This is a genomic window from Mucilaginibacter sp. P25, assembly GCF_050859465.1.
GTDB classification, from domain to species: Bacteria; Bacteroidota; Bacteroidia; order Sphingobacteriales; family Sphingobacteriaceae; genus Mucilaginibacter; species Mucilaginibacter gossypii.
In genome coordinates this window covers 3,469,687-3,495,030 of the sequence record NZ_CP193937.1, presented here as the reverse complement: position 1 = coordinate 3,495,030, position 25,344 = coordinate 3,469,687, and the positions used below count along the sequence as shown (strand labels likewise).

Genomic DNA, 25,344 nt, shown 5'->3' with positions numbered 1-25,344 from the left:
TGGATATGTTTTTCTTAAATTTTATTTTATTACTGATAGATTTAACCTGATTACATTATTAAATTTTGACCATAAGCTTAATGACATCCCTTTAATGTACACCCCGTAATCGCTCATTAATATGCCCTTCATGTCATGGTTAATTAACCGAATGGCATACACCAAACTGCAATCATTATTCTTTCCCGATGATTTGCAGTGATAGGTTTCCAGGATATCAAAATCATCGGGCGAAATCAGCTCGTTGTATTGTAAGCACCTGATATATTCTTTCTCAATTACAAAATCGTGATTAAAGCCCCGCTCCTGCAGATCAATAATGAGATTAATCAATTGTTCATCATAGTGATGCATATTGTCATTCATTAAATAGGTGATGCCATCAATTCATTTTCAATAGTATTTTCATTGACCTTATAAAGCCACAAACGACCTTGCAAAGCCATGTAAAAAAGCAGGAGTAATGCCTGTATTGCAATAAGCGGCACAGGCACGCTTATTGCAATACAGGTGACGTTGCCCGGTAGCACTAAAAACATATCGGCCGATATAAAACCGATGCTCATTTGCTTAAGCACAGGTTTGTCCGGCATAAGCATAATAACCAGCAAAGCAAATTTCAATGAACATATACTATAAAGCACGATTATGAAAAACCTGGCAGGCACCAGGGGTTCCATCAAACTTGTGCTAAGCTTAATAAATAAACCTGCTGCTATAAACATCAACACACTTGTAAAGAAGGCAACTGCCAAACAAACAAACTTTTTCATAGCATGAGGGCTTTACACGTTTATCGCACAATTAATTAATGCTTAATTATTAACTGTTATTTAACAATGTAAAGTTCGGGCCGGAGATACCCGAAATCAATGTACTAATTATGGTTTCAGTAGTACAAATTACATATGGCCCAATACAAATGAGACGTTAATACTATATAGGATAGTATTCATTTTCGATATTCCCGAAATTCTTTTCGGCACGGAAAACCAGGGTTATTGCCACGCCTTCGCTATTTTCCATTTTAAAATTCCCGCCAAGCTGCTTGCTCAGGGCCTTCATCATTTCCATACCCAATGACGACGCTTCTTTAATATCAAAACCCTGTGGCAGGCCAATACCATTATCGGCAATGCTCAACATGATATTATTATCATCAAGTGTACCAAGCGAGATGTTTATATAACCACGCTTGTGTGGAAAAGCATACTTAATAGCATTGGTAATAGCTTCATTGAGCATAAGGCCAACAGGTACGGCCTGGGCAACATCTATTTTAACACGTTCAATTTGCTGTTCAAACCTGATTCCCCGTTCATGAGCGTCGTAACAATCGGCAAGATAATTAACCAGTTCGCTGATGTAAACAGCAATATCAATAAAGGCTACGTTTGAACTGCTATATAATTTTTGATGGATGAGCGCTATAGCCTGTACGCGGTTCTGGCTTTCACGGATGGCGGCAAGCGCTGCGTTATTTTTTAAAAATGCCGATTGGGTATTAAGCAGGCTCATCACTATTTGCAGGTTATTTTTTACCCGGTGATGCACCTCTTTCAATAACCAGTCCTTTTCATCAAGCAGACGATTTTTATCCGCGGTTAAATGCTGCAGCATTTGATTTTGCTCGCTGATTTCTTTCTCCTTTAGCTGCAACCGTTTACCGTTTATTTGCTTTTGCCAATAACCAACACAAGCACCCCCCAAAACGAAAAGCAACGCAACAATGCCGACAATTATAAGATCCCACCTCATAAAAAACGAACTACTTTTTGCCCACAAAACACCCTGGGAGATATGATCGTAACGCTGCGCCGGCGAGTTTGTGGATATCAAAAGCAAAAAGCCTGTTAACGTCAGCTTGCAATAAAACCGGGATAAGCTTATATTGATATTCACTTGGTATTATTTTTATTACCGGCCTAAACCAAAAATCCTGTTCACAATGCATGCCTATACACAAATAGGCATGTCCTCAAATTCAACTTATAAAAATAATATGATGCCCAAACCTTATCAATGTATTAAATATGGATTTTGATGTATAAATTATGTATTGTATTACCACCTTGCAATAAAAGCAAATATTAATCTATATGATTAATAATCAAATACTAAGCATCAAACTTACCAGTTTCAAGCTCTTTTATTCGTGAATGTAGGATGACTGAAGCAGAACAAAAATATCGGCATCCCTTCTCCCGACTAATAAATGTTTTTTCAATAGATTTAGCTTGAGTATATCGGCGCGCCCGCTTTTGCCGGTGATAGAACACGGCTTAGGCGGTTAAGGATATATACGGACGATATTTCGCTTTCCCATCAGGAATATAATGATATTTCGTTAAGAAGCAGCGCTTATAAAAACAACAAATAACTGAATATCAATAAAGTAAACACAACGGCACGAAATTAGAGTTGCGGTACATGTATTACAAGCTTTAAACTAAGTAACCATGAAACAAGCTAACGATTTTGCTCCGCTACACTTTGACAAAGCATCCTGCTGCTTTCCTTTTAAGATCCATGCCATTGAGTGGATCAAAGAAAACGGCATTGACCTTCCTAACGATTATTTTATGCTGATTTGGATAACAGCCGGTAACGGTTACTACAGGCTCAATTTGCAAAAAGAAGCTGTTACCCCCAATCAATTACTATTGATCAAACCCGGCCGGCTGCATAATCTTAAATTTAGCAGCAGTTTGCAAGGGTATGTCATCTCATTTACCGATTCGTTTTTAGATATAGAAGATTACGGCAGGGAGCCTGTATACAGCCCCATTTATCAAATGTTTAACCAAACGCAGATCATCACCATAAGCAGTGAACTGGCCAAAGATATGATTGATATCAGCGAAATAATGCTTAAAGAATACAGTAGGCATAACCTTTACCGATCCGAGATATTGAAGCGTTATTTCAAGATTTTCCTAATTTATCTTTCACGCCAGCTGGACTCGGAGCAAGCGCCAAAGCAATCGCGAAATACTGCCATCCTGCAAAACTTCATGACCTTGCTTGATAAAAACTTCAGGGAGAATAAAATGGTTGCCGATTATGCCAGCAGGTTAGCGGTAACCCCCAATTACCTCAACGAGGTGGTCAAAAAGCTAACAGGCCAGCCGGCCGGTCATCACATCAGACAAAGGGTTGCCGCCGAGGCAAAACGGCAGGCCATACACCCTGATAGCTGCATGAAAAAAATTGCATACGATCTGGGCTTTTGTGACCTGGCCCATTTCAGTAAATTTTTTAAAAACACTACCGGTATAAGCTTTTCTGATTTTAAGAAAAAGGGCACAATATTACAACCTGTTTTTTAACAACGCATCAAAAACCTATTAATCAGCTTTATAACTAATTAAATTTATCACCATGTCAGAAACAGTACAACTAATCCCAGGCGACTCACTAATTACAGCAACACCACAGGAAGGCCGTGAACTTGCAATTAAAATGGCCCGGCTCATCATCAAGGTAACCCAGCCCGACGCCGAAATTCGTGGTAAGCTAAGAGGTGTTTACGCCGAAGACCCAGCGATGCTCATTGCCGTAGGACAAACAGTTGCAACCGAATTTGCCACCATAGCTGCAGCTAATAATTACTGGCGATAGTGCAATAATGCCTGCGCTTTGCCAATTAATTTCATATTTTTAAGCCCGGTAATACATCGTGCATACACAAGTAATTATTATCGGTGCCGGGCCAACCGGTTTAATGGCCGCCTGCCAGCTGGCCCGCTTTAACGTTGAGTTTATTATTATCGATACCAAGCCCGCACCTACTCATGAGTCGCGGGCTATGTTGGTTACAGCCCGCAGCATGGAAATTTATCAGCAAATGGGCTTGGCTGATACTGTTTTGCAACAGGGACAGGTGATTGGAAAATTCGCCATTTATATGAATGGCCGGGAAAAAGCAACACTCGAAACAACCAACGCAGGTAACGGACTCACCGATTTCCCCAACCTGCAGGCATTTGAACAGTTTAAAAACGAGGAACTGCTTTACGAGCAATTGAAAGCTACAGGCCGTGACGTTTTGTGGCGAACCAGTTTGGTTAGTTTTGAACAGCATGATGATCACGTAGTGGCCAGCCTTTACGATAAAAGTGATCCGTTCAGCAAAATAAGTATTAAAGCCTCCTACTTGCTGGCTTGCGATGGTTCATCGAGCCTGGTAAGGCAGCAACTGGAATTAAATTTTGAAGGAGGCACCTACCAAAATAAATTTTTTGTTGCCGATGTAAAGCTTAGCTGGCTGCAACCCGCAAACAAGCTCATCGCATCACTGTCGCGTGTTAATTTCTGCGCCTTTTTCCCAATGTATGGCAATGGTAATTACCGCATTTTAGGTACCCTGCCCAAAGGTTTTGAAGGCAAAGAAAATGTTAGTTTTGATGATCTTAAAGATGTGATCACGGCCAATATTAAGCTGCCGCTGAACGTAGAAAAATTAAACTGGTTTTCAGTTTATAAACTACATCACCGCTGTGTTAACAGGTTCAGGATAAACCGATGTTTTTTATTGGGCGATGCCGCACATATTCATAGTCCCGCAGGTGGACAGGGCATGAATACCGGCTTGCAGGATGCACATAACCTGGCCTGGAAACTGGCCCTGGTGCTGCAAGGTGTTGCTGACGATAAACTTATTAATACATATCATGACGAACGGTACCCTTTTGCCCAATGGCTCATGAAATTTACCGATAAAATATTTGCTTTCATGACAAGCTGTAACTGGTTCTTATATCAGTTACGCACCTACGTTATGCCCAATATTTTACGCCTCGTACTGTCAACCCAATGGATCTCAAAACGGATTTTCAGGATCTTGTCCCAAATTTGGTATTCGTACAGAAAAAGCCGGCTTTCCCTGCAGTTTATTAAACAGAAGCTAAAATTTAGTGCCGGCGACAGGTGCCCCTACGTTATGACCGCTATCGACGGCAAACTACAAAGCATCTATCATTTGCTCATGGAACCCAAATTTCACCTGTTATGTATTGGCAGCATTGGGTACGACAGCCTAATTCCTGTTCACTTAATAAATTACATCAAAGTAGTTAATTTACCCCTTAATGAAAGCTGGCAAAAATTAGGGGTACAATCGGGTTTATACCTGCTAATACGGCCCGACAATTATATAGGCCTGCTTAGCGATGAAATAAGCCCAGGTTTGATAAGCGGTTATTTTGATACCTTCAAAGGTAAATGAATACTAAAAAGCCTTAACATGCACTAAGCTTCATCATATATAAAATCAATGCTCCAGCGATAAGTAGCTATACTTGCCAGTAATAAACTACCCGCGCTATCGGCCCAAACCGAATAATTAAAAGGAGCCTTGATTCCTGAAAATATGGTCATGCAAAGGGCAAAAGTAAGCGTAAGAGCAAAACTTGCATAAGCTGCCGTACGAATCTTAAAACCTACAATAAACATGATGGCTATTGAAACCTCGGCCACTGTTGCTAAAAAACCCATGACACCTGCCATCCACCGGCTCAAATATGGCATCAACGTATTGGTATAAACCACAAAATTATCCCAACTACCCCAGCTTACTGAATTTTGCCCTGCCGGCCCCATGAAACCCAAGCGATCTGCCACGGGCAACAAAAAACCAATAGCTAAAGCAAAGCGCAAGTAAAGTTGTGCTATTTGAAGTGTATTTTTCATCTATCAACATTTATGCATCTAAAATACAGGTTTAAAATCCCGCTTAAAAACGCAAAATCCATGTTTACACAAATAAGATAAAAGTGTCATCTTTTTGTTGAGAGTTTGGCCGGTTAATATTTATCCAGAATTCCTACAGAATGTGAGGGTAGTATCGCAACTATCTTATGCCTGCAATAAGTATAGTAAAAAGAGCTGCTGCCTATGTCAAGTCGCTGATGGAAGAAAACCTACCATCAACCATGTACTTTCATAACCTTAAACATACATTGGGCGTTGTTAACGCAGCAACAGAAATTGCAGCACACTGCAAATTAAAAAAGCAGGAACTAACTATTTTAACAATAGCTGCCTGGTTTCATGATACAGGCTACCTCTATCATTATAACGGCCATGAAGACACAAGCATGATCATTGCCGGTACTTTTTTAATGCAGCACCACTATAATAATGATTTTATACAACAGGTATGGGATTGTATTGAAGCCACCAAATTACCGCAATCGCCCCAAAACCTTATCCAGCAAATTATTTGCGATGCCGATATGCACCACCTGGCATCTGTAAACTACCTGGATTTTGCCCATGATTTAAAACAGGAATGGGAAGTACATTTGGATAAGCAGTATAGCGACGAAGAATGGCATGCCCTCAATTTAAGCCTGTTACAACGGCACCAATATTTTACGGAATACGGTAAAACGGTATTGCAAGCCATGAAAAAGAAAAACATTGAACTGATGAAGTTTCAGGGTTAATGTTTCTTTACAGTTTCTTTTCGTACACGGCTTAAGGTTTCGGGTGTAATGCCTAAGTAAGATGCAATCATCGCCTGTGGCACCCTTAGCGACAGATCGGGATATTTCTGCACAAAATCAAGGTATTTTTGCTCGGCAGTAAAAGCAATAGCCGAGTGAATGCGGTTTTGACTGGTAATGAAACTTTTGTTAAGGATGGCATTAACCATATCGTTAAAAGCCGGTATATCATGGCAAAGCCTGTCGAAGTTTGTTTTGGTAATCAGTATCAGTTCTGTATCCTCAATAGCATCAATATTATTTTTAGAAGGCTCGCCGGTAAGCAGGCTGGCACGGTCGCCGGTCCACCAGTTTTCTTTGGCAAAGCTTACTATGTTTTCGCGGCCATTTTCATCAACGCTGTAAAATCGAACCAAGCCTTTGGTTATAAAAGCGTTATACTTCCAAACATCGCCTTCCTGCAATAAATACTGCTTTTTACGGAGTTTTTTAAAAATACAAACTGCTTCAATTTTAGCATAGTCAGCTTCGGTGAGTGTTGCTTTCTGGCCAATGTACTCTTTAAATTGCTCAAACATATAAAAGCAAATATCTCCTTTATCCGGGGATATTTGCTTTTGTTCGGGTCATATTTTTATAATTAGGTTATGCGGTGTATTTGCTTAACCATTTTGTTTTGATAGCGGCGCGGGCATCAATAAATTCCTGGTCGGTACCCTGCGCTACTGCATCAAGCGGATAGCGTAGAGGCCTTGTGCCCTTTTCCATTTCAACCAGTCTCAATATACCATCGGCAATAGTTTGCGGGTCCATGTTAAACTCGGCCATTTTGCTGAAAAGCGCGGTGCCCATAGCGTTAAATTGCTGTGCTGAGGCCTCGCCGTACTCGGCTATAACTTCCGGTTTATCGGCATGGATACCTGTTTTGCTGCCATTATTCATTTCGGTTGGATATACGCCCGGCTGGATACTAACGCTCTCGATGTTGAACTGTGCAAGCTCATCCTTTAAACCTTCGGTAATACTTTCTACCCCAAATTTTGATGCAAGATAAGGAATCATGAATGGCAGGGTATGACCACTTGCACCCGATGTAATGTTGATGATAAGGCCATTTTTAGCTTTACGCATCCCCGGCAAAACCGCAAAGATGGTGCGCAGGGTTCCATAAAAATTCACTTCAAACATCTGCCTGATCTGATCGAGCGAGTAAGCCTCCAGTACGCCAAAGCCTGAAACTGCGGCATTGTTCACCAACACATCAATATGGCCGTATTTGGTTAATGTATATTCAAAAGCAGCTTTAACTGAATTATCATCAGTAATATCTACCTCAACTACTTCAACATTTGGCAAGGCTGAAAGCTCTTTGGCTACAGTTTCATTTTTGCCATTTATTCCGCGCATACCTGCTATTACGGTATGGCCTGCATTTGCAAGGGTTATAGTGGTTAATTTACCAAATCCTGTGCTTGTTCCGGTTATAAAAATTGTTTTTGACATTTTGTATCGTTCTTTTGTTGATACAAATTTACCGCGACACTATAACCTGTACATTGACATTTGATAAGAAGGAAATTGACATTTGTCAAGAAGATGGAGCAGAGATTTAAATCAATGACATTTCTCCTCGTCCCTCGTCGAAATCTTATACGCCCTGCTACAAACTATACAGACAGCTTGTATAAGTTCTCCTTCGCTCCGGCACACATTCCGAGCCTTCTGCTCTATCGAAATCACGACGTCGGTTATTCCAGAATGCTATTTCGTTCCCGAAGGTACAACCAAAGGCTGTCCATCTTTCATTGGCATACCAAAATTTGGCGAACCATCTTTATTCCAGGTAAATTTTTGCGCACGCGGCGAACGTTTATTACCGCAGCCTTCGTTAGGGTTTGAGTTGGCATGGTACAGGATCCAGTCTTCCCTTCCATCTGGCGATTTAAAGAATGAGTTATGACCGGGCGCGTAAACGCTGTTTTCCGGCGATTGCTTAAATACCGGCTCCTCTGTTTTGATCCATGAGGCAGGGTTCAACAGATCACTATTTTTAGAAGCGGTAAGCATGCCCAATGCATAAAAGTCAGTCCAGCAGCCGCTGGCCGAATAGATCAGGAATAACTTATCTTTATGCTTCAAAATTTCCGGTCCTTCATTTACGCTTACATGTGCCGGGTTACCGGCATCATGCAGATCGCCATTGGTTTCCCATTGATAAGCCGGGCTCGATATTTTCACGCGTTCGCTGCCGATGGTCATAGCGTCTTTCATTTTAGCGATGTAAATATTCTGCTGCCCGTTATGGTCTCCTTCCCAGCCCGACCAGATCATATACCAACCACCGTTATTTTCAAATACCGAAGCGTCAATAGCCCATTTATCGGTGCTATCTGCTATTTTTCCTTTAAACTCCCAGGTACCTTCCATTGGATCGGCCGAGCTATTTTCCAGTACATATATGCGATGGTTATTGTTATCGCCATTATCCGCGGCAAAATATACATACCATTTGCCATTTATAAAATGGAGTTCGGGCGCCCATAGGTCTTTGGAATAAGCTGTACCAGGCGGCGGCGCCCAAACAGCTTTCTTAGGTGCAGTACTCAACTTGGTAATATCTTTTGTTTTCCAGATAACAATATTGCCCCCTGTTGAATTGGTATAATAGTAAAACCCATCTTTACAGATCACCCAGGGATCGGCGCCAGATGGCAACAACGGGTTGGTAAAAGTTTTATCGCCGGTATTTTGTGCAATTGCCGCGCTGTAAAATAAAAGCAGCAGCAAACAGGCAGTGAACATTTTTTTCATAGGGCTGAAAGGTTTTAGCGTGGTTTATAATGCGCTAAAAATCTGTAAAAGTTTTCACAAAAACAACAAATGTTAAGCATACATTTATTACCAATCAGGTGTTTAATATTAAGCTTTTACCGGTTGAGAGGAACTGCGGATAAAAACCCGGGTAGGCAATACGGTAGTTTCAAACTCTGTAACAGGCCGCTTGCTCTCGATAATGCTGATCAGCATTTCGGTTGCCTTTTTTCCCATTTCAAAACCGGGCTGATAAACAGCACTTAGCGGTGGGTTTAAAACTTCGGCCAGTTGGGTATTGGTGAAGCCGAGCAAAGCAATATCAGCAGGGATCCGGAAGCCTAATTTATGAAGAAGGGACAAGGTAGTAGTCGTGATCCTGTCGGAGGCTGTAAAGATAGCATCGGGTTTACTTTCAGAAAACAATTCACTTAGCGCGTTTTCGATCTCGGCAAGGTCTTTACCACCATGCGGGCAGTACTTGATCAGTTTTTCATCAGGTATTATACCATGTTGTTCAAGTGCATCCTTGTATCCCCTCAAGCGTTCGGCGGTAATGGACACGTTTACCGAACTGGTAATATGAGCTATTTTACGGTATCCTGCCTCAAGCAATTGTGTTGTGGCTTTATATGCCCCGGCAAAATTATCGGCCACTACTTTATGCGTATCAATTTCATCGCTTACCCTATCAAAGAAAACAATAGGCAAACCTTTTTCATGCAGGTTTTTCAGGTGATCAATATTTTGGGTTTCGGTTGAGAGGGAGATCAGCAAACCATCAATGGAGCGAAAAGTCAGGTGACGTACATTTTGCATTTCAAGCTCATACGATTCATGGGTTTGTGTAATAAACACATTATATCCCTTACTGTGTGCTACTGATTCGATGCCATTGATCACCTGCGAAAAAAACTGGTTCTCAATAGTTGAAACCACAATGCCGATAGATTTGCTGTTGCCCCGTTTAAGGCTTTGAGCGTTAAGATTGGGCTGATAGTTAAGCCTTTTAGCACACTCCAGTACAAGCGCCTTAGTTTTTTCGCCAATTTCATGACTGTCTTTAAGCGCCTTGGAAACCGCTGACGGTGAGATCCCTAACTCTTTAGCAATATCCTTTATGGTAACTCCGCCAAAATTCATTTCGCCCCCTTGCTTATGATCCTAAAATTAACAATCCAATTATATAAAGGAGAGTAAACATAAGAAAAATAAGTCCTGAACAGCATAAGGATGTGTTATGCCATGTAACATTATGCTGACATCCACGAATTTAAATTCATATATGTGCTATTTATCCCCCGGGCTCGGGCGTGTTGAGTCTCCTGCTTTAATCTCTTAAAAATCCATCTATCTTCATATTCCATTCCCGTTGGTAGTATTGGTTTGTACCGTGACTGGTTTCGTTATCATACTGATCTTGTAGCTGATTCATTTCACGGTACGAGTCAAGGTATTGTACGTTAATATAGCCATCATAGTTATCAACCGGGAGTTTCATGGTCATAAGGGCCCTCTTAAAATGCCGGGCTATTACTGCTACAATATCAAAATGCCGCTGCTCATGATTTAGAGCATAGTCTGTACGTCCTTCCGGTTTCACCCAGGCGGCACTTTTAGGCAAAAACACGCGCATGCTTATCTTCACTACCACTACCGACTTCACTACTTCTACCTGTTCTGTGTAACCGAAACTTGGCTGCACCTCGGCAACATACTTTTCGCCCCGGGCTTTATCCTGAAAGTCATTCCAGGTTAAAGGCCGTTTAGCCGAGTAGTAGATGGTATCGCCTTCCGGCTGTTCCGAATAATCGGTAAAAATTAACTTTACTCCCTTAGCCAGTTTGATGTTAGTGCCCGCTTCACGATTCATCCATCTGTTAAAATACACCAGTCCTGCTTCAAGGGCCCGGCTTATCAGCGCCCCGGTATCGTACTGTTGCCCCGCGCCGCGATAGTATGTTGTAGCTGCCGGGTAATCAATCAAATGCACATTGTCCTCAGCTTTTTTCAATTCAAACCACAATTGTATGTCAAGCTGGCCCTCTATCCTGCCATCGGCCATTGCCGTTTCGGTAAGCTTTAACTTCTTAATGCGGATGACCACCGGGCGTAACATCTTATTAACAGGGATAGCATTATCAGCAAATTGTTTAACAGCTGTTGCTGTGCCTCCCTGTAGATCAACTTCATGTTTTACTGCCGGCAAATTACCTGTGGCCGATAATAACCAGGCGACGGCACTCCGGTCGGGCCGTTCATCAGTAACATTTGCGATATAAAATTCGTTCGGTTTATCATTTAACTGCCTGTTTGTTAAAACAATTTCGGCATTTGTTTTTTGTGCTTTTGAATTTAACGGACAAAACACCAACATGTACAAAATAACCGGCAACCACAATCCCCCTCTGTTAAGAACGCTATTCATAATTGGTAAAAATAATGGATGGGGCACGCCGCCCCCAGGGTATTATAATGCTCAAAATACAAATAAATTGCACTGTTTAACGTGTAATTATTACTTTTGATTATCCATAGCCGGTACCACGGCAGTACTCAACAATTTTAAAGTTTTCCACATGGATATTATCTTAAGTATTACCTTCGTTAAAAGAAGTGTTATCCACAATTGTTAATTTCTAATGTGAAAAGCCTCTTTTTGGTTTAGCTATTTTCGCACTATCGTTAGTATGCGCTTTATGATCAAAACAAGATACATCACCCTGCTCATTCCCGTATTTTTAGTTACAACAGCACGAGCCCAGCAAAATCCTTCCACTCAAATTTACCGCACTTATCATGCGGCTATTGATTTGATGGACAAAGGAAAATTTGCTTCGGCGGCCGAACAATTTCGCCTGGTTGAGGCTTACAAAATTAAAACAAGCACCCAGCCACAGTTTGAAACCGAGCTATCGCTCACTAAAGAAAACTGCCAGTATTATGAAGCATTCTGCGCCCTTAACCTGGGTAATGATGATGCCGAAAGCATGTTTCTCCGTTTTATAAAAGAACACCCTGAAAATCCGCTTACCAAACAGGCTTTTTTCCAGATTGGTAAATCGTATTTTAAACAAGGTAAATATGAAGACGCTATCCGCTGGTTTAACAAGGTTGAGGCAGGCGAGCTTAACGGCCATGACAATACCGAGTATAAATTTCGCAAGGGTTATGCCTATTTTGAGCTAAAAGACTACAAAAATGCCCAATTGCTTTTTGGCGAGGTTAAAAACAAACGCACCGAGTTTACCGAAGATGCTACTTATTATTTTGCCTACATCGCTTACCTGAACAAGGATTATCATCTTGCCCTGGTAAACTTTGAAAAGCTTAAAAACTCAAAGAAATACGAAAACAGCTATCCTTACTATATCTCGGCAGTTTACTTTTTAGATAAGCGTTATGACGATGTGCTCAACTACGCCGTTCCTATTGTAAACAGCACACATCAGCAAAACGAAACTGAAATGCTGCGTATCATCGCCGCATCGTACTTTGCCAAGGCTGATTATGACAACGCGGTGAAGTATTATGGCCGTTTTGAAGACCGGGATCAGGGCCGTACGCAAAACACGCAGGACAGCTACCAGATGGGTTATACCTATTATAAAGTAGGCAACTATGCCAAAGCTGCCAGCGAACTGGAAAAACTGGTTGAACAACACGATGTTTACAGTCAAAGCGGTAACTATACCCTTGGCGATGTGTTCCTGAAAATGAACAACAAACAGAGCGCACGTAATGCGTTCCTCAACGCTTCCAAGCTTGATTATGATAAGCAATTGCAGGAAGATGCCCTTTATGAGTATGCCAAACTATCATACGAGCTCGATTTTAACCTGCAAGCTTTAGGTGCCACAAGGTTATACCTGGCTACATACCCACGTTCAAAACGTATTGACGAGGTTAAGGTATTATTGGGTGAAGAATTACTAAACTCACGCAGCTATAAAGAAGCTGTTGAGATCCTGGAGCCCATCCCTAATAAAAGCCAGAGTGCACGTTTAGCCTATCAAAAAGTTACTTACTACCGCGGTCTGGAGTTTTATAATGAGCGTGCTTTTGAAAATGCCATCGGTATTTTCCTTCGTTCATTAAAAGATCCGGTTGATAGCAAAACTGAAGCCTTAACTACTTACTGGATGGCCGAGGCCATGTTCGAGGTTCGTAAATACGGCGAATCGGTAGAGAATTTTGAGAAATTCCTGAGCATGCCTGAAGCTAAGGAAACTGATGTTTCTAACTACGCCAACTATGCTTTAGCTTATGCAGCTTTTGGCGATGAGCAGTATAAAAAAGCAGCCAACTACTTTGAGAAGTTTTTACAGGGTGATGTTAAAGACGTTAATACCCAAAATGATGCCATCACCCGCCTGGCCGATAGCTACTTTGTAATGAAAAGCTACGGCAATGCCATGAACTACTACAACCGCATTATAGCCATGCACAACCAGGGCGAAGATTACGCCTTATTTCAGCGTGGTATGATCCAGGGGTTACAAGGCTCGTTAGATACTAAGATCAGTACCCTTAATGATGTGCTGAACAAGTTCCCTAACTCAGATTATGCCGATGATGCATCTTTTGAGATTGCCTACACCTATTTCCTGAAAACAGACGGAGATAAAGCTAAAACCGATCTGAATGCCATGATCCAGAAATATCCGCGCAGCAGTTATGTACCGCGTGCGCTGGTTACCATTGGTTTGATAGATTATAACGCAGGCAATGATGACCTTGCTGTTGAATCATTTAAAAAAGTAGTACAGGATTACTCGTCAACAGATGAGGCAAAACAATCTTTAAAACAGATTGAAAAGATCTATACCGATAAAGGCGATGCCCAAACATTCATCAATTATGCTGGTACCACCCCTATTGGTAACTATACCACGTCTGACCAGGAAAGCATAATGATAACCGCAGCCAACAACCTTTATCTTAAAGGCGACTGGCAGGGTACTGTAAGCGCGGTAAACGCTTATTTCGATAAGTTCCCAGGCAAACAGATCTACGAAAAACAGGCACGCTTTATCCGCGCGCAAGGTTTAGCTGCATTGGGCCGCACAGACGAAGCCGTTGTTGACTACAATGTGATCCTTAATGACTGGACCAGCGCCTACAGCGAAAAAGCATTGATCAGCATGGCTAAATTATACATGCAGCAAAAGAAATATAACGAAGCTGTAGTGTTCCTGAAACGCCTGGAAACCAACTCCGAATATAAGGCCGACTATACTTTTGCCATCACCAACCTGATGTACTGCTACTCGGAAATGTTAATGACCGACGATGCTATTAAATACGCAGAGCTTGTTAAAACCAATGATAAAACATCGCAGGAAGATAAATTTAAAACCGGTCTTTACGAAGGTAAAGCTTACCTCGCAACCGGCGATACCGCCATTGCTGTTAAGCAGTTCACCTATACTGCAACCAACACCAAAACCGTTGCTGCTGCCGAAGCCCGTTACAACCTTGCCCTTATTGAGTATGAAAAAGGCCGTTATAAAACAGCGCAAAAAATGTGTTTTGACCTGGCCAAGGAAATGCCAAACTACGATTACTGGGTAGCCAAAACATACATTTTGTTATCTGACACCTATGTGGGCTTAAAAGATACCTTCCAGGCAAAAGCAACCCTGCAAAGTATCATTGATAACTATAAAGCCGATGACGACATATTACCTACTGCTAAAGAAAAGCTGGATAAACTGAGCGGCCGCAAAACCAAAGCCCCTGCCGCAGGCACCAAAGAAACTGCCCAGCCCGATACAACTAACAAACAGTAACAAAGAGTAATATAAAAAAAGACAAGCAATGAACTCAAGATACACATATACGCTGCTTACCTTAATAATAGCATTATACTTTGTTCCTGCCCAGGCACAAACAAAGAAATCTACCAAAAAAACAACAGTAAAAACTGCGACAAAAAAACTGTCGTTAAACCGGCACCTAAAAAGGCCGCGCCAAAACCTATAGCTAAAAAAGCTACAGACAGCAAAAGCTTGGGCGATGCTGCTGCAAAAACAGCGCAGGATACTACTAAAAAGGGAGGCGGCAATAATCCCAATAACGCTGCCAATGGCGGTAGCTTATCAGAAGAAATTGTAGTGACCACTGCCTACAAACCGGTGCTGGCCGATGCGGTAAAGATCCGTCGTAACCCTGATTTGGAAGATAAAGTGCCCTTTAAAGCACCTTTAACCTATGCCCCGCTTGATAAACGCCAGGAGCAAAACTCCGAGATCAGGCAGCTTGACCCAATGAAAAGGCCGGCAGAACAGGATTCTGTTTTAACCAACAACTTTGCTAAAGTTGGTTTTGGCAACCTGAAAACCATTTATGGCGAAGGCTATTTTGCCAACGGTCGGGATGAGGCTTTACAATTTGGCGGTTTCATAAAACATTTGTCGCAATCTGGCTCACTGCAAAAACAAACCCAAAGCCGCGATGACGTTGGTGTTTTCGGTAAAAGTATCATTGGCGATAACAATGTCTCAGGCCGCATCAATTACAATCGTTTAGGTACCTATTTTTACGGTTACAACCAGGATGCTCCCGACAACAATTTTGTGCCGACAAAACAGCACTTCAATACCATAAGCGGCGAGGTTGAACTGGCAAAGAATTACAAAGACGTTGAAAACGACTTTACCTATGCTGTAAAGTTAAAAGGATACGCATTTAGCAATGCTTACCAGGCACGTGAAAACAATGTAGTTATTTCAGGCTTTCTAAATCAAACTGTTAAGCAGTTTTATGCAGGCTTAAGCGCTTCGTTAGACCTGGCCAGTCAAAAAGACAGTCTATACAGTCTTGGTAATAACATTGCAAGGGTTAACCCCTACATCAAATTTCAGGGTACTAACTACAAGATAGACGCGGGAGTTAACATTGTGAAAGAGTTTGGCGACTTTGGCAAGTTTTACATTTTCCCGGCAGCAAAGCTTGAGGTACAGGTGGTACCTAAATATGTACGGCTGTTTGTGGAAGCCAAAGGTGATGTTAACCGCTCTTCACTGCACGATTTTGCCATGATCAATCCATTCCTTGGCCAAAACATCAACATCAAAAACTCGGTTGATCAGCTGGATATCAGTGCTGGTTTAAAAGGTACGCTTGCTCCGGGCTTAAGCTTCAAAGCTGCCGTGTACCGCAACAGCATTAAAAACATGCCTTTAATGGTGAGTAACTTCAACGCCGAGGGCAACAAATTCGCTGTTATTTATGATGATGGCAAAACACGCGTAAACGGTTTTAACGGCGAGCTGGATTTTAAAGCAACAGACGATTTTAACATTTTCGGTCGCGTTGAAATAAAAGACTATCAAATGGCTAAAGAAAGTGAGCCATGGAATTTGCCCAAATTTTTATTAACTGCTGGTACAGCTATACATATCGACAGCAAATTGACTGTTACAGGCTCATTACTTATCCGCGGCTCAACAACCGACAGGTTATTGGTATTGGCACCAACATCTACCCCGGGAAGCCCGGTTTACAACCAGATTAAACAGCCTATTAAGGGCTTTGGCGACCTGAGCGGCAGCGTAGAATACAGGATAAACAGCAAGTTTTCGGTATTTGCGCAGGCTAATAATATCCTGAGCAGTTCGTATCAAAATTGGTTATACTACCCTAACTACGGATTTAATATCTTTGGCGGGGTAGGGTACTCGTTTTAAGCCCTGTTTGATGTTTTAAAATTAACCGTATTTTTACCGGATGGATATAGCCAATTATTTAAGCGAACTACTCGGCCGGTACACCGAAATAAGTGTACCTGGCTTGGGCTGCTTTTCGCGCCTGCGCGTAAATGGCTATTATGATGATGTACAGGCAACTTTTTATCCGCCCGGTCATAAGCTGCATTTTGATCAGGAGGCTAAAGACGATGAGATCCTGACACGCCATATCGCCGAAAAGAAAAAATCTCGCTGGCATCATCCAAATATTTCACCGAAAAATACATCAACAGCCTTAAGCAGGAGCTGGTGCTGCATGAAGTACCTTTTGCCCAATTAGGCTGGTTTTATATGCAGGAAGGCAAAATTGCTTTCAGACCGCAGGAACAGGCATCGGGCAGCGATCCTTTGTTTTTTGGCCTTACTCCGGTAACCATTAACAAGGTTAACTACGTGCCCCCGCCGCCACCGCCGCCGCCTTTGCCTACGGCTATATCTCTACAGCAAACCTATACACCGCCGCCTGCAAACGCAACCCTTGTTGAGCAGCCTGAGTATATTGATGATGAACCCGAAGTTAAGCGGGGTATCAGCATTTGGGTTATAATAGCAATTGCAGTGGTTATACTTGCCGCAGCAGCTTTTGGCGTATATAAATATAACCCCGCACTATTACATCTTAACAATGACAGCCCTAAAGAACAACCAAAGGTTGAAAAGCCCAAAGCTGCTCCCATAATTAAGCCGGATAGGATCCAAAAGGATTCCACTCCAACTGTTGCTGATACGGCAAAGGCAATTTCTAAACCTGTTGAAGCGTTAAATAATCCGGCAGCTAAAACAGATACCGTAGCACAACCGGAGTTTGCGATATTTTTAGGATCGTTTAAAACGATAACCAAAAGCAATGAGGCGGTTAAAGATTATAAAAGCAGGGGGATTGATGCCCGCCTGCTGAAAGGCCCCGGAACCGGTCCGCGGATCAAGATCATAATTGGAGGGTTTTCCTCATCCGAGGAAGCAGAAGCCGTGAGAAAAAACTCATATCACAAGGAAAAATAACTAAAGACACATACTCAAAACAAATTACTGATTCCACGAAATGACTTTATTATTAATTCAGCAAATTACAGATACCGCCAAACACCTGGCAGATACCGCAAACCACGCCGTAACAACCGCAGCACTGCCAACTGAAGAACTTCGCTTTGGCGACCTGCTGATCAAGGGTGGCTGGGTAATGATCCCGATAGGTATTTTAGCTGTACTGGGGCTGGTAATATTTTTTGAACGTTACTTTACTATCCGTAAAGCATCTCGTGATGAATCAAACCTGATGGTACAGGTACGTTCAAGTATCCACTCGGGCAATTTGGAATCGGCCATTGCTATTTGCCGTAACAATAACACGCCGCTCGGGCGCATGCTGCAAAAAGGCTTATTGCGCATTGGTCGCCCTATAAAAGATATTGAAGGCGCCATTGAAAACGTTGGTAAGCTTGAGGTATCAAAACTGGAAAAAAACATTGGTATTTTAGGTATCGTAGCCGGTATAGCACCGATGTTTGGTTTCCTTGGTACTATTGCCGGTGTAATCAAGATTTTTTATGATATCTCAAAAACCGATAACATCAGCATGGGTGTAATCTCTGGCGGTTTATACGTAAAAATGGTAACATCAGCCGCAGGTTTGTTTGTAGGTATCGTAGCTTATGTGTGCTACCACGTTTTAAATATGATGGTTGATAAGGTGATCCTAAAGCTGGAAACCGATGCTATTGAATTTATTGACCTGTTAGAGGAGCCGAGCAAATGAATTTAAGAAAACGACACAGGGGCGCATCGGCAGAAGTACATACGTCGGCAATGAACGATATTATGTTTTTTCTGCTGCTGTTTTTCCTTATAGCATCAACAGTTACCAACCCTAACGTTATTAAGTTGGTGCTTCCTAAGTCATCAACAGGGCAGTCGGTATCTAAAAAAACCATAACTGTTTCCGTAACCAAAGACCTGAAATACTACGTGGATAAAAAGGAGATCCCGGTGGATGCCCTGCAAACTACACTGGCGGGTTACAAAACCCTGGCTACCGAACTTACCATAGTTTTATATGTTGATAAAACTGTAGCCATACAGGATGTGGTACAGGTAATGGACGTAGCACAAAAGTTGAACATTAAACTGGTTTTGGCGACAGAACCTAAGGGATAACCGTGGCAGTTGAGCTTAAAGTTTATAGTAGATTATTGCAGTAAGTTACCGTAATCTTTTAAACAAACTGCCACTCTTTTTAGTAGCAGTTGTTCTTTAAGTAGCAGTTGCAGTTTTTAGCAGCAGTTTTAACAGATTACTGATAAGAATAAAAAAGTGCTACTCGCTACTGTCACTGCAACTAAGAAAATACTGCTAACTAAAAAATTGCACTAATTATAAAAATGGAGTACAGGGAAGAAAATAACTATCCGAAAGCATTTATAGCAACAGGCATTATTATGGCTGTGCTGATAGCGGCATGTTATTTTATAGTATTCAAAAATCCGCCGGTTGAAGAGAACGGAACAGGCGGCATATTGGTAAACTACGGTACGGTTGATGAAGGTATGGGCGATGATTACATGAGCACCGAAGAACCTTCGGTAGCGGAAAAAGCCAATCATACTAAGCCGGATAAAGTTACCGAAAGTAAACCCACCGAAGAAAAACCAACGCCCGAAAGCAGCGAAAAAACGGTAGTTACCCAAAATAACGAGGATGCCCCAGAAGTGGCCGCGCCTACTAAAAAACCAAGTCAAAATGTTGCCCCTACTCCACCGGTAAAAACACCGCCGGCAAAACCTACCGTTAACCAAAATGCTTTGTACAGAGGCAAAGCATCAACCGGTACCGGTGAAGGCGATGGCACAGGCAAAACTCCGGGCAACCAGGGTAAAACTACGGGTACTACACTCACCAATAACTATAATGGAACAGGATCCGGCAATGGCGGTAGCCTGAATATGGCACAGCGTAACTTTGTGAGCCGACCCTCTGTAAGTGATGACAACCGTCAAAGCGGTAAAATTGTAGTTGATATCAGGGTTGATAAAGATGGCAACGTTACGTATGCCCGTGCTGGTGCCCGTGGTACCACCATATCAGATGCCGGCTTGCTTCAAAAATGCGAAGATGCTGTAAAAAATTCCAAACTCAACCCGCTTGATAATGCCCCCGATCAGCAACAGGGTACCGTTGTTTTTGTGTTTAAGGTAAATTGATTTCTTAGTTCATAGTCGATGGATGATAGACCATAGCATTTATCTGTTAACCTACGGTAAATTGGATCGACCATGATTATGCACTATGACGCATAAACCATAAGTTTGCGGTAAAATCCATTGACCATCAACTATGGACTATGGACCATGGACTATGGACTATAATCAAACCCTCCAATACCTCTATACCCAGCTTCCCATGTTTACACGGGACGGGGCTTCGGCATTTAAGAAAGACCTTACCAATACGCTCGGGCTTTGCAGGCGGTTGGATAATCCTCAGCATAAATTTAGAAGTGTGCACGTAGGCGGCACTAATGGCAAAGGATCAACATCGCACATGCTGGCCGCTATTTTACAAACTGCCGGTTACAAAACAGGGCTCTATACCTCACCCCATCTCAAAGATTTTCGCGAGCGGATCCGCATTAACGGACAAATGATCAGCGAGCAAACGGTAGTTGACTTTGTTGAAGATCACAGGGCCGATTTTGATGAAATAGTCCCCTCCTTTTTTGAGATGACCGTTGCTCTTGCCTTTGATGTTTTCGCCAAAGAAAAGGTGGATATCGCCGTTATAGAGGTAGGTTTGGGCGGTCGGCTGGATTCAACGAATGTGATCACTCCGCTGCTCTCGGTAATTACCAATATAGGTTGGGATCACATGAACATGCTTGGCGATACCCTGCAACTTATAGCCGGCGAAAAGGCAGGCATCATCAAACCGGGCATCCCGGTAATCATTGGTGAACAACAACCGGAGGTATCAAACGTGTTTATCGATAAAGCTGCGCAAACTAACAGCAACATTCGGTTTGCATCAGGAGAGTGGACGATTTCAAGTCCGGAAGCCGGGAAGTCCGAAAGTCGGAAAGAAAACGAAGGGCTACTTAAAATTAGTGCAAAACGAAACCCATTGGGCCATACCTCTTCCGGACTTTCGGACTTTCGGACTTTCGGACTCGACCTAACAGGTAGCTATCAGCTTAAAAATGTAAAAACCGTTTTATCCGCCGTTGATGAATTACGCGAGCAAGGCTTTGCAATTACCGATGAGCATCTCGACACAGCCTTAAAGCAAGTCAAAAATCTCACCGGCTTACATGGCCGCTGGGAAACCTTAAGTAAAAATCCCCTTACTATTTGCGACACCGGGCATAACCCAGATGGCATAGAGGAAGTATTGAAAAATATCGCATCTGTTAAATACAATCATCTGCACATGGTTATCGGGATGGTAAATGATAAAGACACCGGCAAAGTGTTATCGCTGCTGCCTAAAGATGCTACTTATTATTTCTGCAAACCAGACATTCCAAGAGGCCTGGACGCTGAAAGCATGAAAGCACAGGCGGGGGCTCATGGTTTAATTGGTGAAGCCTACCTTTCTGTAAAAGAGGCATTGTTATCGGCACAAAAAAATGCAGCTAATGATGATCTTGTTTTTGTAGGCGGCAGCACTTTTGTGGTGGCTGAAGTTGTCTGAATCAGAATTTACAGAATTTTAGGATTTGCAAAATTTTGATATAGGAATTGGCAAGGTTTTCTGCTAATTCAAATCCTGTAAAATCTGGGCTTGAAGTAAAACATGCTGTTAATTCTTAAATCCTGTAAATTCTGATTAAGACAGTTTCTTCCAAACCACCTCTCCCATTACCGCTCCTCCGGTAGTTGGCGCAGGTACAGTGTACTTAAAAATATCGCCCGAAATTGTAAAGGGGCGTTTTTGCTGTGTGCCCTCCCAGTTTGGGAACGATGCATGTTCGATATTGAAAATGATATTATTCCCTTCAACTTTATAGGTACCGTAATGAGCATTACATCCTTTTATCGCGGCTCTGTTCTCATCATCGGTACCCTTAGCTTTATCACCCGATGCAAATTTTAGCCGGCCTTCACTGTAGATCTGTAAAGCGTAATGCCCCATAGCGTCAACTATAAGGGTCCCCTTCGGCGAATCCCCGTAAAGATGGGTGCGGCTGCCGTCGGCGGCAATATTATCAACTGTTACCAATTCATAGGTTCCGGTCAAATTATGACCAGAGGGTTTGTTCTGTGCCAATGCTGCACACGTAGTGAACAATATTAGAATGAAAAGCAATTTATATTTCATGCAGCAAAGTTATATTTGCTATATTCCATTAACAATAAGGCACAAAAAAGTAGCCTGATTACTAAAAAGTTACCATGCTGTAAATCAGTTATATTATTTTTAATTGATGGATAAAAAATCAAAACACGAGGCTCCAAGATGCGGTATCGACTACGCTTTTCAGCGGATAGGCGGCAAATATAAAGGTCGCATCCTGTGGCGTTTACGCAATGGCACCATGCGTTATGGCGAGTTACGGCGCACTGTAACAGGAGTAACCTCTAAAATGCTTACCCAGGCCCTGCGTGAGCTGGAAGATGATTGCCTCATCGTTCGGCAGGTGCATGTTGAAGTACCTCCAAAGGTTGAATATACCCTTACCAATACAGGCCGGGAATTACTTCCTTTTTTACAGTTACTCCGCGATTGGGCCAAACATCAGATGCAGGTTAATGATATAGTAGCCATGCCATAATTTAATTTCAGTAAAGTCAAAAATACCTTTATTAATCTACCTAAAGTTCTATTTTTACGGCCCGATCCTCACCTAAAAATATGACATATATAGCATCTGCCGATAGGTATCAAACAATGCAATATCGCCGCTGCGGTAACAGTGGCATCAAGCTTCCGGCTATTTCATTAGGCCTTTGGCATAATTTCGGTCATGTTGACGTTGCCGATAATTACCGCAAAATATTACATCTCGCTTTCGACAGCGGCATCACCCATTTTGACCTGGCCAACAACTATGGGCCGCCTCCCGGCTCAGCCGAAGAGAATTTTGGAAAGATCCTGAAGGAAGATTTCCGCGATTACCGCGACGAACTTATTATATCAAGTAAAGCCGGTTACACCATGTGGTCGGGCCCGTATGGTGACTGGGGTTCAAAAAAATACCTGGTAGCCAGTCTTGATCAAAGCCTTAAACGCATGGGGCTTGATTATGTGGATATCTTTTACCACCATCGCCCCGATCCAAACACGCCGCTTGAGGAAACCATGGCTACGTTGGACCTCATTGTTCGCCAGGGAAAAGCTTTGTATGTTGGTGTTTCCAACTACCCTGCCGAACTGGCTTCGAAAGCTATCAAAATACTCAAAGAGCTTGGCACACCGTGCCTTATCCATCAGCCTAAATACTCCATGTTTGAGCGCTGGGTTGAAGGCGGTTTGCTGAATGTTTTAGGTAACGAAGGCGTAGGCTGTATCCCCTTTTCACCACTGGCGCAAGGTTTATTGACGGATAAATACCTTCATGGCATCCCCGAAGATTCAAGGGCTGCCCGACCGACCGGTTTCCTTCAAAAAAGTCACATCACCGACGAACGCCTGAACCAGATCAGGGATTTAAACAGTTTGGCAATACAACGGGGACAGTCGCTGGCCCAAATGGCACTGGCCTGGATCCTGAAAGATGAGCGCGTAACATCTGTATTGATAGGCGCAAGCAGGCCCGAACAATTATCCGATTCATTAAAAGCTTTGGATAACCTGCGGTTTTCGGCAGAGGAGTTAGCAAGGATAGAAGAAATTTTGGCTCCCTAACCCCCTAAAGGGGGAACTATGGTGGAGCGCCAATTTCTATTCTTTTCGACAAGTAATTTTAATATCTTTCCTTAAATAAAAATTAAAGTCTCCCCTTTAGGGGAGATTTAGAGGGGCTAACAATGATAAACTGGGGTATTATAGGTTGCGGCAACGTAACTGAAAAAAGAGCGGGCCTGCATTTAAAAAAGTGGCGGGAAGTAACCTTGTGGCAGTTATGCGCCGCGATGCAGAAAAAGCGGCCGATTATGCTGCACGCCATGGCGTAGGCAAATGGTACAGCGATGCCAGTGAATTACTGAACGACCAGGAATTAAACGCGATCTACATAGCCACCCCTCCCGCGTCCCATCTCGATTATGCACTTACCGCATTAAAAAAAGGGTTAAACGTTTATGTCGAGAAACCGGTCACCCGTAATTCGGCCGAAGCAAGGGCTATGGCGGAGGCGGTAAAGGAAAGCAGTTCAAAACTTACGGTTGCCCATTACCGCCGGGCTTTACCTATGTTTTTAAAGGTTAAAGAATTAATTGACACGCAGTTGATTGGCGAGATCCGTACCGTGCAGATCAGGATGTGGCAAAGCCGCAAACCAACTTTGATTGCCGACGTGGAAACCAACTGGCGTGTACAGCCCGAATTATCAGGCGGCGGCTACTTCCATGATCTTGCCCCGCATCAGCTCGATTTGATGCTGTATTATTTCGGCGAGCCTGAAATGTATCATGGTTTTTCGCTCAATCAATCAAACTCAACGCCTGCCGACGATCATGTTTGCGGGCAGATCCTATTTAAAAACAAGGTAGTGGTTAACGGTTCCTGGTGTTTTAATGTAGCCGAAAGTGAAACCACCGATACCTGCGAGATCATAGGCACAAAAGGAAAAATCATCTTCCCGTTTTTTGGCAATTACATCAATTGGAAAACTGATAGTGAAGAAGACACCATAACTTTCACTCATCCCGAGCATATCCAGCAGCCTTTCATATCCAAAATAGTAGCTTACTTTAATGGCGAAGGGCCCAACCCCTGCTCCATTGATGAAGCTGTGACGCTGATGGATATCATCGACGCGTTTACATTAAAAAAGTAAAAGGATCAGGCCAAAACCTGTCGAAGCATGATGTTTAAATTCATCAAACTTCGACAGGTGCCGAAATTTTTCCGGTTATAATCTATTAACTTTTCTTCTTCGGCACTTTGGCGCCTTCTTTTCGCGCTTCTGAAAGGCCTATAGCTACTGCCTGCTTTTTGCTGGTTACTTTTTTGCCGCTGCCGCTTTTCAGCTTGCCTTCCTTCATTTCGTGCATGGTTTTCTCAACCTTCTCTCCGGCTTTTTCTGAATACTTTGCCATAATGTTACTTTTTAAGTAAATGATAATATTACAATGCAAAATATTTGCCAAAACATAAAATCAGCAGTAGTTTTTTAATAGTAGCAGCGACAATTTTAGTAGCAGTTACTGAGTGGCAGTTGCTGTATAGGTAGAGTTAAC

The 25,344-nt window shown here is 42.5% G+C and carries 26 protein-coding genes; 15 read left to right on the top strand and 11 right to left on the bottom strand.

The features are described from left to right. Nucleotides 1–21: 21 nt before the first annotated feature. The 3 genes from ACRQ5D_RS17600 to ACRQ5D_RS17590 form a co-directional block, all read right to left on the bottom strand. Complete coding sequence (locus ACRQ5D_RS17600) at nucleotides 22–366, bottom strand: hypothetical protein (protein ID WP_091163127.1); 345 nt, start codon at nucleotides 364–366, stop codon at nucleotides 22–24. Further along, nucleotides 366–773: a hypothetical protein gene (locus ACRQ5D_RS17595; RefSeq protein ID WP_143020691.1), complete on the bottom strand. Its 408-nt coding sequence runs from the start codon at nucleotides 771–773 to the stop codon at nucleotides 366–368. The genes ACRQ5D_RS17600 and ACRQ5D_RS17595 overlap by 1 nt, the downstream gene beginning before the upstream one ends. Nucleotides 774–936: 163 nt before the next feature. Then, nucleotides 937–1,620 carry a sensor histidine kinase gene (locus tag ACRQ5D_RS17590; protein WP_431200089.1) on the bottom strand — a complete coding sequence of 228 codons (684 nt, stop codon included), beginning with the start codon at nucleotides 1,618–1,620 and terminating at the stop codon, nucleotides 937–939. 839 nt (nucleotides 1,621–2,459) lie between these two features. Here ACRQ5D_RS17590 and ACRQ5D_RS17585 point away from each other — a divergent pair. The 3 genes from ACRQ5D_RS17585 to ACRQ5D_RS17575 are packed head-to-tail and all read left to right on the top strand — an operon-like array spanning nucleotide 2,460 to nucleotide 5,227. Then, a complete protein-coding gene (locus ACRQ5D_RS17585; RefSeq protein WP_091163123.1) occupies nucleotides 2,460–3,329 on the top strand; it encodes an AraC family transcriptional regulator in 870 nt (289 codons plus the stop codon). 52 nt (nucleotides 3,330–3,381) lie between these two features. Beyond that, the gene (locus ACRQ5D_RS17580; protein ID WP_091163122.1) at nucleotides 3,382–3,621 is read left to right on the top strand and encodes a hexameric tyrosine-coordinated heme protein; all 240 of its coding nucleotides are present in this window, start codon (nucleotides 3,382–3,384) and stop codon (nucleotides 3,619–3,621) included. 58 nt (nucleotides 3,622–3,679) lie between these two features. Beyond that, on the top strand, nucleotides 3,680–5,227 hold the full coding sequence (locus tag ACRQ5D_RS17575; protein WP_091163121.1) for an FAD-dependent monooxygenase: 1,548 nt from the start codon (nucleotides 3,680–3,682) through the stop codon (nucleotides 5,225–5,227). Between the two features lie 23 nt (nucleotides 5,228–5,250). Here the strand turns inward: ACRQ5D_RS17575 and ACRQ5D_RS17570 are convergent, their stop codons facing one another. After that, on the bottom strand, nucleotides 5,251–5,691 hold the full coding sequence (locus tag ACRQ5D_RS17570; RefSeq protein WP_091163120.1) for a hypothetical protein: 441 nt from the start codon (nucleotides 5,689–5,691) through the stop codon (nucleotides 5,251–5,253). A 167-nt stretch (nucleotides 5,692–5,858) separates the two neighbouring features. Here ACRQ5D_RS17570 and ACRQ5D_RS17565 point away from each other — a divergent pair, with 167 nt between their 5' ends. Continuing rightward, nucleotides 5,859–6,449 (top strand): HD domain-containing protein, encoded by a 591-nt coding sequence (locus ACRQ5D_RS17565; protein WP_091163119.1) that lies wholly within the window; start codon nucleotides 5,859–5,861, stop codon nucleotides 6,447–6,449. Here ACRQ5D_RS17565 and ACRQ5D_RS17560 read toward each other — a convergent pair. The 5 genes from ACRQ5D_RS17560 to ACRQ5D_RS17540 form a co-directional block, all read right to left on the bottom strand. Further along, nucleotides 6,446–7,027, bottom strand: coding sequence for a Crp/Fnr family transcriptional regulator (locus ACRQ5D_RS17560; protein WP_091163118.1), 582 nt, complete (start codon nucleotides 7,025–7,027; stop codon nucleotides 6,446–6,448). The two genes, ACRQ5D_RS17565 and ACRQ5D_RS17560, sit on opposite strands and share 4 nt — an antisense overlap. A 67-nt stretch (nucleotides 7,028–7,094) precedes the next feature. Beyond that, complete coding sequence (locus ACRQ5D_RS17555) at nucleotides 7,095–7,952, bottom strand: SDR family oxidoreductase (RefSeq protein WP_091163117.1); 858 nt, start codon at nucleotides 7,950–7,952, stop codon at nucleotides 7,095–7,097. Nucleotides 7,953–8,210: 258 nt separating this feature from the next. After that, nucleotides 8,211–9,260: a glycoside hydrolase family 43 protein gene (locus ACRQ5D_RS17550; RefSeq protein ID WP_091163116.1), complete on the bottom strand. Its 1,050-nt coding sequence runs from the start codon at nucleotides 9,258–9,260 to the stop codon at nucleotides 8,211–8,213. Between the two features lie 108 nt (nucleotides 9,261–9,368). Further along, nucleotides 9,369–10,403, bottom strand: a complete 1,035-nt coding sequence (locus tag ACRQ5D_RS17545) for a LacI family DNA-binding transcriptional regulator (protein WP_091163115.1) — start codon at nucleotides 10,401–10,403, stop codon at nucleotides 9,369–9,371. A 187-nt stretch (nucleotides 10,404–10,590) separates the two neighbouring features. Further along, nucleotides 10,591–11,688 (bottom strand): DUF922 domain-containing protein, encoded by a 1,098-nt coding sequence (locus ACRQ5D_RS17540; protein ID WP_143020690.1) that lies wholly within the window; start codon nucleotides 11,686–11,688, stop codon nucleotides 10,591–10,593. 271 nt (nucleotides 11,689–11,959) lie between these two features. Between ACRQ5D_RS17540 and ACRQ5D_RS17535 the strand changes: the two genes are divergently transcribed. From ACRQ5D_RS17535 to ACRQ5D_RS17500, 8 genes are all read left to right on the top strand, one after another. Further along, nucleotides 11,960–15,052, top strand: a complete 3,093-nt coding sequence (locus ACRQ5D_RS17535) for a tetratricopeptide repeat protein (RefSeq protein ID WP_091163511.1) — start codon at nucleotides 11,960–11,962, stop codon at nucleotides 15,050–15,052. A gap of 219 nt (nucleotides 15,053–15,271) precedes the next feature. Continuing rightward, entirely contained in the window at nucleotides 15,272–16,951 is a 1,680-nt protein-coding gene (locus ACRQ5D_RS17530) for a hypothetical protein (protein WP_431200086.1), read from the top strand. Nucleotides 16,952–16,991: 40 nt separating this feature from the next. Beyond that, nucleotides 16,992–17,291: a hypothetical protein gene (locus ACRQ5D_RS17525; protein WP_431200085.1), complete on the top strand. Its 300-nt coding sequence runs from the start codon at nucleotides 16,992–16,994 to the stop codon at nucleotides 17,289–17,291. Then, entirely contained in the window at nucleotides 17,261–18,013 is a 753-nt protein-coding gene (locus ACRQ5D_RS17520; RefSeq protein WP_431200084.1) for an SPOR domain-containing protein, read from the top strand. Before ACRQ5D_RS17525 ends, ACRQ5D_RS17520 begins: the two co-directional genes overlap by 31 nt. A gap of 40 nt (nucleotides 18,014–18,053) precedes the next feature. Further along, the gene (locus ACRQ5D_RS17515) at nucleotides 18,054–18,767 is read left to right on the top strand and encodes a MotA/TolQ/ExbB proton channel family protein (RefSeq protein WP_091163111.1); all 714 of its coding nucleotides are present in this window, start codon (nucleotides 18,054–18,056) and stop codon (nucleotides 18,765–18,767) included. Then, nucleotides 18,764–19,165, top strand: a complete 402-nt coding sequence (locus tag ACRQ5D_RS17510; protein WP_090523411.1) for an ExbD/TolR family protein — start codon at nucleotides 18,764–18,766, stop codon at nucleotides 19,163–19,165. The genes ACRQ5D_RS17515 and ACRQ5D_RS17510 overlap by 4 nt, the downstream gene beginning before the upstream one ends. Nucleotides 19,166–19,389: 224 nt before the next feature. After that, nucleotides 19,390–20,208 (top strand): energy transducer TonB, encoded by an 819-nt coding sequence (locus tag ACRQ5D_RS17505; RefSeq protein WP_091163110.1) that lies wholly within the window; start codon nucleotides 19,390–19,392, stop codon nucleotides 20,206–20,208. A gap of 133 nt (nucleotides 20,209–20,341) precedes the next feature. After that, nucleotides 20,342–21,694 carry a bifunctional folylpolyglutamate synthase/dihydrofolate synthase gene (locus tag ACRQ5D_RS17500; protein WP_256337341.1) on the top strand — a complete coding sequence of 451 codons (1,353 nt, stop codon included), beginning with the start codon at nucleotides 20,342–20,344 and terminating at the stop codon, nucleotides 21,692–21,694. A gap of 135 nt (nucleotides 21,695–21,829) precedes the next feature. Here the strand turns inward: ACRQ5D_RS17500 and ACRQ5D_RS17495 are convergent, their stop codons facing one another. Beyond that, nucleotides 21,830–22,321 (bottom strand): lipocalin-like domain-containing protein, encoded by a 492-nt coding sequence (locus ACRQ5D_RS17495; protein WP_091163108.1) that lies wholly within the window; start codon nucleotides 22,319–22,321, stop codon nucleotides 21,830–21,832. Nucleotides 22,322–22,427: 106 nt separating this feature from the next. Between ACRQ5D_RS17495 and ACRQ5D_RS17490 the strand changes: the two genes are divergently transcribed. The 3 genes from ACRQ5D_RS17490 to ACRQ5D_RS17480 all read left to right on the top strand — a co-directional run bounded on the left by ACRQ5D_RS17490 (nucleotide 22,428) and on the right by ACRQ5D_RS17480 (nucleotide 24,941). After that, nucleotides 22,428–22,775, top strand: coding sequence for a winged helix-turn-helix transcriptional regulator (locus tag ACRQ5D_RS17490; RefSeq protein WP_091163107.1), 348 nt, complete (start codon nucleotides 22,428–22,430; stop codon nucleotides 22,773–22,775). Nucleotides 22,776–22,855: 80 nt separating this feature from the next. Then, a complete protein-coding gene (gene mgrA, locus ACRQ5D_RS17485; protein ID WP_091163106.1) occupies nucleotides 22,856–23,848 on the top strand; it encodes an L-glyceraldehyde 3-phosphate reductase in 993 nt (330 codons plus the stop codon). Nucleotides 23,849–24,038: 190 nt separating this feature from the next. Continuing rightward, nucleotides 24,039–24,941 (top strand): Gfo/Idh/MocA family protein, encoded by a 903-nt coding sequence (locus tag ACRQ5D_RS17480; protein WP_431200082.1) that lies wholly within the window; start codon nucleotides 24,039–24,041, stop codon nucleotides 24,939–24,941. A gap of 85 nt (nucleotides 24,942–25,026) precedes the next feature. Here the strand turns inward: ACRQ5D_RS17480 and ACRQ5D_RS17475 are convergent, their stop codons facing one another. Continuing rightward, nucleotides 25,027–25,203: a DUF6496 domain-containing protein gene (locus ACRQ5D_RS17475; protein WP_167516215.1), complete on the bottom strand. Its 177-nt coding sequence runs from the start codon at nucleotides 25,201–25,203 to the stop codon at nucleotides 25,027–25,029. Between the last annotated feature and the right edge of the window lie 141 nt (nucleotides 25,204–25,344).